General features: G+C 62.0%; 7 protein-coding genes and 1 pseudogene. 3 read left to right on the top strand and 5 right to left on the bottom strand.

Annotated features, from left to right (window positions below; all coding sequences use genetic code 11):
• Positions 1–32 precede the first annotated feature (32 nt).
• Entirely contained in the window at positions 33–689 is a 657-nt protein-coding gene (gene betI, locus APH30_RS08580; RefSeq protein ID WP_054912239.1) for a transcriptional regulator BetI, read from the bottom strand.
• 533 nt (positions 690–1,222) lie between these two features.
• Between betI and APH30_RS08575 the strand changes: the two are divergent.
• The 3 genes and pseudogenes from APH30_RS08575 (at position 1,223) to APH30_RS08570 (ending at position 7,946) form a co-directional block, all read left to right on the top strand.
• A pseudogene (locus APH30_RS08575) lies at positions 1,223–2,760 on the top strand (BCCT family transporter).
• Positions 2,761–2,812: 52 nt separating this feature from the next.
• A complete protein-coding gene (locus tag APH30_RS29930; protein WP_370593771.1) occupies positions 2,813–3,169 on the top strand; it encodes a hypothetical protein in 357 nt (118 codons plus the stop codon).
• A gap of 607 nt (positions 3,170–3,776) precedes the next feature.
• A complete protein-coding gene (locus APH30_RS08570; RefSeq protein WP_256221974.1) occupies positions 3,777–7,946 on the top strand; it encodes a dermonecrotic toxin domain-containing protein in 4,170 nt (1,389 codons plus the stop codon).
• Positions 7,947–7,953: 7 nt separating this feature from the next.
• Here the strand turns inward: APH30_RS08570 and APH30_RS08565 are convergent, their stop codons facing one another.
• From APH30_RS08565 to APH30_RS29925, 4 genes are all read right to left on the bottom strand, one after another.
• Positions 7,954–8,721, bottom strand: coding sequence for a divergent polysaccharide deacetylase family protein (locus APH30_RS08565; protein ID WP_054912237.1), 768 nt, complete (start codon positions 8,719–8,721; stop codon positions 7,954–7,956).
• Positions 8,722–8,729: 8 nt separating this feature from the next.
• Positions 8,730–10,046, bottom strand: a complete 1,317-nt coding sequence (locus APH30_RS08560) for a S41 family peptidase (RefSeq protein ID WP_009684994.1) — start codon at positions 10,044–10,046, stop codon at positions 8,730–8,732.
• A 78-nt stretch (positions 10,047–10,124) separates the two neighbouring features.
• A complete protein-coding gene (locus APH30_RS08555; protein ID WP_054912236.1) occupies positions 10,125–11,438 on the bottom strand; it encodes a murein hydrolase activator EnvC in 1,314 nt (437 codons plus the stop codon).
• Between the two features lie 173 nt (positions 11,439–11,611).
• Positions 11,612–11,747: hypothetical protein (locus APH30_RS29925; RefSeq protein ID WP_177333717.1), on the bottom strand; the 136-nt coding region annotated here is incomplete at its 5' end.

Genomic DNA, 11,747 nt, shown 5'->3' with positions numbered 1-11,747 from the left:
CTCGCAAGTGCAGTGTGTGGTTTGGCTTTGCGTCACGCTCCTGCCGGGTGGGCAAGGGCCGTGCGCGCTTGTTCAGCAGCCGGGTCGTTGGTGCCCAGGGTGTGCTGCTTAGCCAGTTGTAGATCCATGTATTCGTAAGCAATCCGTACTGCCTGGCCAGTGTCGAATGCATCACCCGACAAGGCACCGCGCAGCCACAGGCCGTCGATCAGGGCTGCCAGGCCACGGGCGGCCTTGCGCGCATGGTAAAGCGGCAAGGCACGGCGAAACTGGCAACACAGGTTGGAGTACAAACGGTGGTCGTTGATCCGTTGCAACCTGTGCAAATCGGGCTGGTGCATGCTGGAAGCCCAAAAGGCCAACCAGGTTTTCATCGCCGGGCCGTTCACCTGGCTGGCATCGAAGTTGCCCTCGATGATCACTTTCAGGTGAGCGCGCGGGCTGCCGTCCGTCAGGGCCTGGCGACGTGCTCGAACGCCTTCGTTGAGCATATTCATGATGTAACCCATCGTCGCTGCTATCAGGCCGTTCTTGTCCCGAAAGTAGTGACTGATGATGCCGTTCGACACCCCGGCCAAACGGGCAATCAGCGCAATGCTGGCGTCCCCCAGGCCGACCTGGTCGACAGCCTGCAACGTGGCTTCGATCAACTGCTGGCGGCGGATGGGTTGCATACCGACCTTGGGCATCTTGCTATCTCCTCAGGCCTGCGAGCAGGCGACAGGCGGCTGACTCGGCGAAGACCAGTCTATTTTGTTTTGATTGAACGTTCAATCAATAAAGAATAAGCTCTGCGACAATTTGTGCCATTGACAGTCTTTCAGGTCGTCGAGCAGGCACGAATTGACACCCCAGGAAATCGCGTAACCCCCGGAATACAAGGCGTTGACGGGCATCAGCGATGCGAAATGCAGATTCTGCCACGTGGCCCCGGCCCTGCGGCGGGCCCTTGGAGCGGGCGGGGTGATCTGTGACGAATGCGCGCACCCAGCGGGTAAAGCGTGGCATTTACAGCAGACCACCTGTCTGTTTTTTGCAACGTATCGATTCGGGATCACGGTTTCCAGGGTGCTTTTATAACACCTGATGCAGTGGGGATATTCCACCAATTGCTCGGGAAAGAATGATTAGCCTCCACAGCCGCACTGCCCGGAGCATTCGTGCAATGAGTTCTGCCTCACTTACCAAGCCCCCCGCCGAGAGGGTACGGGTCAACCGCGTGGTGTTCTTCACCTCGGCGCTGATGATCCTTGTTCTGACTGCCTTGCTGATCGCTGTACCCGAAACTGCCGGCCAGGTGCTGGGCGTGGCCCAGAAGTGGCTGACGCGCACCTTTGGCTGGTACTACATGCTGGTGATCTGCGGTTACCTGCTGTTCGTCGTCTACCTGGCCTTCTCCGATTACGGCAGCCTCAAGCTCGGCGGCAAGGACGACCAGCCCGACTTCAGCTATGGCGCCTGGGCCGGCATGCTGTTCTCCTCGGGCATCGGTATTTCGCTGCTGTACTTTGGCGCCTCCGAGCCCCTGGACCACTACTTCAACCCACCGGAGGGCACCCCGGCAAGCCTGGAAGCCGCGCGCCAGGGACTGCAGCTGACCTTCCTGCACTGGGGCCTGCATGGCTGGGCGATCTATGCGCTGGTCGGCCTGGCCGTGGGCTACTTCGCCTACCGGCATAACCAGCCGCTGGCGCTGCGCTCGGCGTTGTACCCCCTGGTCGGCGAACGTTGGGTCAAGGGTGCCGCCGGCAATGCCGTGGACATCTTCGGCATGTTCGTCACCCTGTTGGGCCTGGTCACCAACCTGGGCATCGGTGCCATGCAGGTGTCGTCAGGGCTGGAGTACCTGTTCGGCATGGACCACAGCAAGACCAACCTGCTGGTGGTGATCCTGGTGATGGCTGGCGTGGCTACCGTGGCGGCGGTTTCGGGTGTGGAAAACGGCATTCGCCGCCTGTCCAACCTGAACATCATGCTGTTCAGCGGCTTGCTGATCTTCGTCCTGCTGGGCGGCGAAACCCTGCACCTGCTGAACGGCTTCGTGCAGAACGTAGGCGATTACCTCAACGGTATCGTGCTGAAAACCTTCGACCTCTACGTGTATGAGGGCGAGGCTGGCAAGTCCGAACGCTGGTTGGGCCTGTGGACCGTGTTCTACTGGGCCTGGTGGATCTCCTGGGGCCCGTTCGTAGGCATGTTCATCGCCCGTATTTCCAAAGGCCGCACCGTGCGCCAGCTGGTCATGGGTGTGCTGCTGATCCCGCTGGGCTTCACCTTGGCCTGGTTGTCGATTTTCGGTAACACGGCGCTGGACCTGGTGATCAACCAGGGCGCGGTCGAGCTGGGCAAGACTGCGCTGGAACAACCCTCGATGTCGATCTACCAACTGCTGGAATACTTCCCGGCAGCCAAGCTCGTGATTGGTGTGGCGGTGTTCGTCGGCTTCGTGCTGTTCCTGACCCCGGCCGATTCCGGTGCGGTGATGATGGCCAACCTGTCCTGCAAAGGCGGCAAGGTCGACGAGGATGCCCCGCACTGGATGGTGGTGTTCTGGTCGGTGGTGATCACCCTGGTGACCATCGGTTTGCTGTTCGCCGGTAATTTCGAGGCCATGCAAACCATGGTCGTGCTGGCGGGCCTGCCGTTCTCGGTGGTGCTGGTGCTGTTCATGTTCGGCCTGTACAAGGCCATGAAACAGGACGTGGCGGTAGAGCAGGAGCGCGCCGAACTGGCTGCCCGTGGCCGACGTGGGTTCAGTGAGCGGCTGACCCAGCTGGAGCTGCAGCCGACCCAGGCCGTGGTGCAGCGCTTCATGGACAAGCAGGTCAGCCCGGCCCTGAAAGAGGCTGCTGCCCAGTTGCAGACCCTGGGCTTCGATGTGGAGTCCCGTGTTGGCCAGGCGCGCGACATGATGGGCCTGCGGGTGATGATGGAAGAAGGTAACCCGTTCGTCTACGAAGTGAGCCTGGACGGCTACCTGGCGGCACCCAGCGAGGCGCCGGTGGAAGGCGAGCCGGAAGTCCGTCAACGCTTCTACCGTGCCGAGGTTTACCTGCACGACGGCAGCCAGGAGTACGACCTGATGGGCTTTGCGCCCGAGCAGATCGTGCGTGACGTGCTGGACCAGTTCGAAAGCCATCGCCAGTTGCTGGGGCGAGTGTACAGCTGACGCTGCTGCAATGAAGAAAAGGCCTTGCCCACCGTGCAAGGCCTTTTTTTTGAGCAATATGTAGCGCGGGTATCGCACCTGAATACCGCAGCCTGCGGTTTTTTCAGCGGAGGCACTCAGCATGACGAGTTACAAGATACCCCCCTTCGATTTCCGCCAGGCCGTGGCCGGGCAGTTCAACGGCCGGCCGACCCTGCGCCAGGTCGCCAGTGCGCAGCTACTGCGCGTGCTGCTGCCGCACCTGCCATGGTTGGCCAACACCACACCAGCCCTGACAAATGCTGACCCACTGATGCTGGACAGCCCAGACCCCGCTACTGCGTATTGGACCACCACACCCTTTGTGGACCGGGTTCTGGAAGCCTTGCTCGACCCCCAGGCGTTGAGCCTGGCGCCACTGGCGGATGGGCGCCATTACAACCTCGGGCTCACCGGCAGCCATCGTTTTGCCGGCTCGTCGAGCGAGTTCGACACCCGGCAATTGCCTGACTTGTCAGCTGCCCTGAACCAGCTGGTTGAGGACTTGCCACGACACTTCTGCGAGGCCCAGCTCGAGTTCTGGCGAGGCAAGGGCAGCGCCGGGGTGAGTCGCGACGAATGGTTGCAGTTGCTGCTCAAGCTCGCGCTACTGCGCAGCTTGCCCTGGCAGGGACTGGACCCGCAGGAGCAGGCCTGTATCCGCGGCCTGCTGCACGGCGGCGATGAACAGCCCGCGGTGTACTTCGTGCAGACCCGGCTGACCAGTGCCTCCATGCAATATGATCAACTGCAGTGCCAGATGCTGATTGCCGCCGAGTGGGATGAGCGTAAGGTCATCCTGTGGTGCGCACCTTCGGGGATAGTACGCAGTTTCGAGTCGTTGCACGCGTTTGGCCTGGCCTTGCGTGACGAACTGGCGCAACGCTACGCCTTCGAACGGATGAGTTGGCAACGCTATCCCGCCACCGGCAATGTGTTTGCCCAGCAGGTCTCGCTGCTGCTCGATACGGTGCTCGCCAGGGTCGAGCTTGCGCGTTATGCCGACATCCAGGATGTTCCGGCCCTTGAGCAGCGTTTTGACCAGCTTGGCGACCCTTCTTCATGGTTCGTGGGGTACCCGGATGAAACCCCGGCAGTGCAACCTCCCCCTGGGTTGATGGCCAGTGCGCAGGACAGTTTTGCCTGCAGCGCTGCCTTGCTGCAGCTCGCGCTTTACCAGCTCGACTCGGGTGGGGTCTCAGCACTGGATGGCGTTCAGTCGCTGACCGATTACGCCCGTCAACGGCTGACCAGGCAGATCCGCGAGGATCACGGGGCAGACAGCTCGCCGGACGAGCTTGTATTCGACCTTTACCTGGCCCGTGGGATCCCTGGTGGGGCGGGCACAGGCACCGGCGGCGGCGAGCCATTGGCCTTCGCCGGGAGCAAGACGCTCACCGAATTTGCCATTGGCAACCTCGCGTCGCTCAAGGGGGCGGCGATCGAGCGCATTTACCTGCGTGGCGGGGGCGAGGCACCGGCATGGCTCGATGCCGACGCCGCCAGAGCCCTCGTGACCAAAGTGGATATCGGTAGCCATTATCCTGCCTATGTCGCGGCGCAACTGGACGATCCGGCCAAGCGCGCGGACCGGGTCAGGCGCCTGGGGCGGGAATGGCGTGCAGCACTGCTGGCCGCTGCACTCACTGCCAAGATGGACGGCAAGATCAAAGAGCCAGGCCTGCAATGCGTGGTCGACTATTGTGCGGGGCACGTCGACCCCGACGCGCCGCGCATGATCCTGTTTCCGCTGGCGTTCAGGCGTAGCGCAGCGTCCAGGGTCACGGACCCGGTACGCTGCATGTACATCCTGTTCTGCGCGGAACCCTCGCTGGTGTTGCTGTACCGGCCCTTGTTCGCCAAAGACACGCTGCGTGAATATGCCAGCCTCTCGGCTTTGCTCGAACACGTGCGTGAATCGGAGATTTTGCAGGAGAGTATTCTTGACTGGATGCAGCCCAGCGCCAGGCCTGTCTACGACCATGGTGGTTTCCGCGAACCGCACATCAGTGTCATCGGCATCGACCCCTATGCGCTGCCTGAGCGTCCGGAACCTGCCAGGCTGGCGATCGAATTCTGGCGTAGCAACATTGACGAGAAACTTTATACAGCCAATCGCGACCTGCTGCTGACGCTCGCTGATGAACAGTCTGTGTCCAACGCCGAGAGCCGCTGGCAGACATTGTGCGAGGGGGCATGGCTGTTGTTCGATGTCGTGACCTTGGCGCTTCGCGGGCCTGTGGCCTCGGTGGCCTGGTTGGTGCAATTGCTCAACGCGTTGCAGCAAGACATTGAGGCCTTGGAGCGTGGCAATGAGTTTGATCGGTCGGCGGCAACGGTTGACCTGATATTGAACCTGGGCATGGTGTTGCTGCATGCCAGGCAACCCGCCAAAGCCTTTCCCTCCTATGCATTGCCCGGTGCGGCGGAGGTCGAGGGGCCTGAGGCGCAGCGCGGCGCATTTGCCGAAATTGCAATCGCGCCTATCGAGGAAACGCCTGCGCTTGGCCAAGCGCTGCCGAGCCGCTGGCTCGATTTTTCATGGCGAGGTCAGAGTGACTTCAACTGGTTGCCGCGCGAACAGCGCGAAGCACTCAGGGCCATGCGTGCACCGGTCTCGCTTGCGGGCGTGCAGCCCTTGAACCAAGGTACGGCGACAGGCTTGTACCTGATCGACGGCGATCATTATGTAGCCCTGGCCAGTGATACCTACCGCGTGGAGCGGTTGCCAGAGGGTGTACGGGTGGTCGATGGTGGCGGAGCCGCGGGGCCCTGGCTGCGTTTCGTCGACGGCGTGTGGCGTGTGGACACGGCGCTTGGTCTGCGGGGTGGCATGGGGCGAGAGCGTACACAAAAGTGGCTGAGGGATCGGTTTCGCGACATGCACCAAAAGATAGAGGGCCTTGACAGTCGCGCCCGGGAGGCCAGAAAGCAAGCCGGGCCTTTTGCCAAGGCTGTGGACGAATTGCGCGAACAACTGCTGAAACTCAGGGAGCTTCGGGCCACCGCATCCGAAAGGCTGGCCGCGTTGCCCGCCGAAGACGAAGCGGGTAAGTCGCAGTTGCGCACAACGCTCGCGCTTTACGATAAGCGCAAGATTACGTTCGAGCAGGACCACTTCACACAGATGAACCGGATGCTGAAGGAGCTGGAAGCTGCGGTCGGCGCCGATATTGAAATACTGGCGCTGCACGCGACCATGCGAGAAGACAAATTTGCCCGTGAGCGGGAAAAGGGGGGCTGGGACGGGGTGCTTGCCGAGCACGATAAAGTTGTTCGCAACAGCGCTATCAACGATGCCGAGATTACTTTCACCGAGCTCTGGAGCCTTGCGAATTACCCCGAACTTGTGGAGATGCAAAACGCGCTGGATGGGCGGCCAGTCCGTGAATTCGCGGATTTGTATGAGAAGTTGCGCGTCAAACAGCAAGTCGTGATCGACGTGCAGGATCGCATGTTGGTCTGGAGTGAGCAGCTGGATCAATTGTTGACCGAAACGCCGGAAGATTTCGAGGTAAAGGATTGGGGGGGCAACGCCAAAGGCACCGTCGCAGACATAATTGCCAAGCGCAGCGTCAGTACAGTTCAACTGCGTTTCCACCAGGTGGTGAATCTGGCCGAGCTGGCGCTGCACCTGGAAAGCGACCGGCCAGACGTCATTGCAGGCTACAGAGCTGCCCTGGTCAGCTCAAGCCTGCGCAACGCGGCCGAAGCCCACGGCGAGCTGGCCTTCTCCAACCTGCCGGCGCAGGACAGGATCGTCATCCTGCACGAAGCCTGGGACGAATACAGTGCTGCGCTGGTCAACAGTGATCGCGTTCGCCGAGAGGGTGGGGCGTTGATCGAACCGGCCATGATCGAGCGCTATCGGGAGCACATCAGCAAACTCAAGCTCGATGTGAACGTACGTCTGGGCATAGCGTATGATGAGCAGGATCACCCCCTTCTACCGGCCGGGCGTAGGCCTTATCCGGCGTCCCGCGTGCCGCAGCGGTTGGTGCGTAATGGCCAGGGGCAACTGATGATCGGCAACCTTATCGAAGGGCAATCCTTGCTCGAGGTGCGTGAGAAGATCAGCGATAAGGTATTGGCCACCTTTGAACAAGTAGATGGCGAGTGGCGCGAGGTCCAGCAGCCATCGTTATCCGACGAAGCCCCCCTAGCCGATCTCGCTAGTTGGGTGCAGTCTCTACTGAATAAGAGCAATGCCCATCGAGCCTCAGCCAAGGCCTATGTCGAGATCGATATCAGCGGGTCGCTGGTGGCCAGGATATACGATCTTCAGCTGAGCAAACTGACCGAGGCAGTGAGCGTAGTGCGCGCTGCCGGTGGCGACGATGCGCTGATCAGGACCTTGGAACAGGAAGTGAATGCGCTGCGTACAGAGAAGGAGGTGCAACTTACCACCCTGTACACCCACACCAGCCGCCCCACTGCCGAAGCCCTGCGCTTTCTTTACGATTTGAAGGCGATCAAGGTCGTATACCTCAAGCGGCATGTCATGGCGGACGGTAGCGCTTTCGATGAGTACCTGGTCCAGCTCTTGTCAAACAACCGTAAACTCTGGGCTGTGCATTTCCATTTGCGGTCGCAGGCTGCCTACGCCCGGGATTTTACTTCGGGGCATCTGAAGGTGTGGGCCCAGCGTTACCTGAGCAGCCAGGTTGCCAGGGATACAGGGCAGCAGCTTTACCGCGGCAAGCTGACACTACAGCAAGCCACGGGGATCATTCCTTTCGATCGTCCAACAGCACAGTAGGTTCGGGTCATCGGTTGCTGTAGCGGCCCTGCCGGCCATGTGCCGGCATGGCCTGGTTGCTGCGCTCGGCAATCATCTGTGGCAGACCCAGCAGCGTGATGCCCTGGCTTTTCAGGCGGGGCAGTTCGCGGGCCAGCACCTCCAGCGTTTGCGGGTAAGGGTGGCCGATCAACACTGCCGAGCCTTGCTTGTGCGCCAGGGCCACGCCTTGTTGCAACTGCCCGGCAATGGCTTCGGTGGTGCGCACGTCATCGAGAAACACATCCCGCGAGACATGCGCCAGGCCTTGCGCCTGTGCTTCTGCAGCCGCGACGGTGGCGGCACTGGTGCGGCTGTCGACGAAGAACAGATGGCGACGTTGCAATTCGCCCATCAGCCAGGCCATGGGTTCGCGCTGGGCCGTCATGCGGCTGCCCATATGGTTGTTGATGCCGGCCGCGTAAGGCACCTTGAGCAGCGCGCTGTCCAGGCGCCGGGCCAGCTCTTCGCCGGCGATGCCGGGGTGCCAGGCATAGGGCCCGGTGGCCGGGTCCATGGGCATGTGCAGGATCACCGTTTTGCCAGCCTTGTGCGCTTGGCGGGCGAAGTCGGTTGCATGCGGGGTGTCGGGCATGATGGCCATGGTCACCGGGCCGGGTAGGGCCAAGGTGCGGCTGTCCCGCTCGGGGCTCTGGCCAAGGTCGTCGATGATGATGCTCATGTAGGCCTTGCCGGCCGGCGCCGCTTGCGCGACCCCGGCCAACAGGCAGAACACCAGGCACAGCAGGTACCGCATGGGCTGGATCATTTGCCCGAGGTGATGTTGAGGCCTTTGAGCAGGCTCAGTGCCTGGCTCAGTTGGAAGTCGTCGTCCTGTGGGCGCTCCTTGCGCTTGCTGCTGCCGGTCGGGCGGTCGGCGCCGCCGTTACCGTTGCCCAGGTGGCCCTGCAGGTCGGCTTCCTTGAAGTTGTCGGTGTCGACCTCGGCAGTGAGCTTGGCCTGACGTACTTCGATGTCGGGGACGATACCCTGGGCCTGGATCGAACGGCCATTGGGGGTGAAGTACAGTGCGGTGGTCAGCTTCAGGGCGCGGTCATTGGCCAATGGCAGCACGGTTTGTACCGAGCCTTTGCCGAAGCTGTCGGTGCCCATCAGCACGGCGCGCTTCTGGTCTTGCAGTGCGCCCGCTACAATTTCCGAAGCCGAGGCGCTGCCGCCGTTGATCAGCACCACCAGTGGCACCCCTTCGCTGGCGTCGGCCGGGTCGGCCGAGAAGCGCAGTTCGGAATTGGCGATGCGGCCCTTGGTGTAGACGATCAGGCCCTTGGTGAGGAAGTGGTCGGCCACTTCCACGGCCGATTGCAGCACGCCACCCGGGTTGTTGCGCAGGTCGAGCACCACCCCGCGCAGTTTCTTGCCGTTGTCCTTGCGCAGCTTGGCCAGGGCTTTGCCCACCTCGTCGCCGGTCTTGACCTGGAACTGGGTGATGCGGATATAGCCGTAGTCGTTTTCCAGCAGCTGGCTCTTCACGCTCTTGACCTGGATCACCGCGCGGGCCAGGGTCACGTCGAAGGGGTTACCGCCGTCGCGGACCAGGGTCAGGGTGATTTTGTCGCCGACCTTGCCGCGCATCTTGTCCACCGCTTCGGTCATGGTCTGGCCGCGGGTCGGGGCGCCGTTGATCTTGACGATCAGGTCGCCGGCCTGGACGCCTGCACGCGAGGCCGGGGTGTCATCGATCGGCGAGACCACCTTGATGAAGCCGTCTTCCTGGCCCACTTCGATACCCAGCCCGCCGAACTCGCCGCTGGTGCTTTCCTGCAGTTCCTGGAAGTCCTCGGGGCCTAGGTAGGCCGAGTGTGGGTCGAGGTTGCTGAGCATGCCCTTGATGGCATTCTCCAGCAGGGTCTTGTCATCTACCGGCTCGACATAGGCCGCTTTGATGCGGTCCATGACTTCGGCGAAGGTGCGCAGCTCTTCCAGTGGCAGTGGCGCCTTGGCAGTGACCTCGGTGGCCGGCACAGCTGCCGCCTTGGCCGGCTCCGCGGCAGTGGCCAGGGGCGCGCCGACCGCCAGGGCGATGGACAGGGCCAACTGGGTGAGACGAGGCGAGTGCAGCATGTCGAACGGACTCCTGATCCTGTAAGCGCTCCCTGCGGAGCATCGGTGCAGCGTTTGGGCCGCGCCGTAGAAAGTTGACTAACCCCGGCACCACTGCGAAGGGTCGGTAGGCCGGCCCTGCTGGCGGATGGCGAAGTACAAGCCTGCCGCGTCCTGGCCACCGCTGTCGCCGACGGTGGATATGGCTTCACCGGCCTTGACGATGTCACCAGCACTTTTCAGCAGGCTCTGGTTATGGCCGTACAGGCTCAGGTAACCGTTGCCATGATCGAGAATGACCAGAAGCCCGGCGCCGCGCAACCAGTCGGCGAACACCACACGCCCGCCGTGCACGGCGTGCACTTGTGTGCCGGGGTTGGCGCTGATCATCACGCCGTCCCATTTGGCCCGGGCATCGTTGCCGCGTGCATCGCCGAAGCGTGCCAGCAATCGACCATTGACTGGCCAAGGAAGTTTGCCCCGTGCTGCAGAAAATGCACCGCCGTAGTTGGCTCCGTCGCTGGAAACCATCGGCCCGAGGGTGGTACGGGCCTTTTTCGGCGGCTCTGCCGGCGCTTCAGGCTCGCGCGCCTGGTTGCGCGCAGCGGCCGCCAGGGCCTCTTGCTGCCGGCGTTTTTCCGCTTCCTGCTGCGCCAGCAAGGCTTTCTTGCGTGCCTCTTCAGCCTCGCGGGCCTGGCGTGCCAGGGTTTCCTCGATGGTCTTGAGGACTTTGGCCAGGTCGGCCTGGTCCTGCTGACGGGCCTGGAGCTCCTGGTCACGGTCTTTCATGTCGCTGTTGAGCTTGGCCAATACCTGCTGGCGCTTGCCGCGTTCGCTCTCCAGGGCCTGGCGGCGGCTGTCGAGGTCGGCGCGCTGGGCCAGCAACTGTTGCTGTTGAGCAGACATTTGCTGCTCGACACTGGCCAACTGGCGGAGGGTTTCGTTGAAGGTGCGCAGCTGCTCCAGGCGCGCCTTGCTCATGTAGTCGTAGTAGGTCAGGGTGCGGGCGAATTTCTCTGGGTTCTGCTGGTTGAGCAGCAGCTTGAGGTATTCCTCGCGACCGTTGTTCTGGTAGGCCGAGCGGGCTTGAATGGCGATCAGCCGTTGCTGTTCAACGCGGGCGGTCTGGAGTTTTTTTTTCTCGGTTTCAAGGCGCTCCAGCTCGCCCTCGGTCTTTTTTAGCGCTTGCTGCAGTGCCTCCACCTGCTTTTCGAGGTTGCCGATGTCGGTCTCGGTGGCTTTCAGGTCCTTTTGCACACCGGCTTTTTCTTCCTGGAGCTTGCCCAGTGTTTTCTTGAGCTCGGCAATGTCCTGGCGGGTGGCGTCCAGTTGCTGCTGGGTCTGTGCGCGCTCATCGGCGAAGGCCGGGCTGAGCAGGCATGACAAGGCTAGGAGGATCAGGGCGCGAAGCATGGGGTTTGGCGTACCAAGGATGGAGACTGGCCTAGTATGCCCGCCTGGGCGGGCAAAAAAAACGCCTCGCTGCCAGTGTCGCGAGGCGTTTGTCTGGAATTCAGGTGTTATCGGGGCCCTGTAGGAGCGGCCTTGCGTCGCGATGGGCCGCAAAGCGGCCCCAATACGCAGATTCAGGCGTCTACCAGAATCGAAGTGCCGGTCATTTCGGCAGGCTTTTCCAGCCCCAGCAGCTTCAACATGGTCGGCGCAACATCGGCCAGCACGCCGCCATCACGCACTTTCACGTTGCGCTTGCCGACGTAGATG

The organism is Pseudomonas sp. NBRC 111127, assembly GCF_001320345.1.
GTDB classification, from domain to species: Bacteria; Pseudomonadota; Gammaproteobacteria; order Pseudomonadales; family Pseudomonadaceae; genus Aquipseudomonas; species Aquipseudomonas juntendi.
This window is presented reverse-complemented; position numbering and strand designations above follow the sequence as displayed.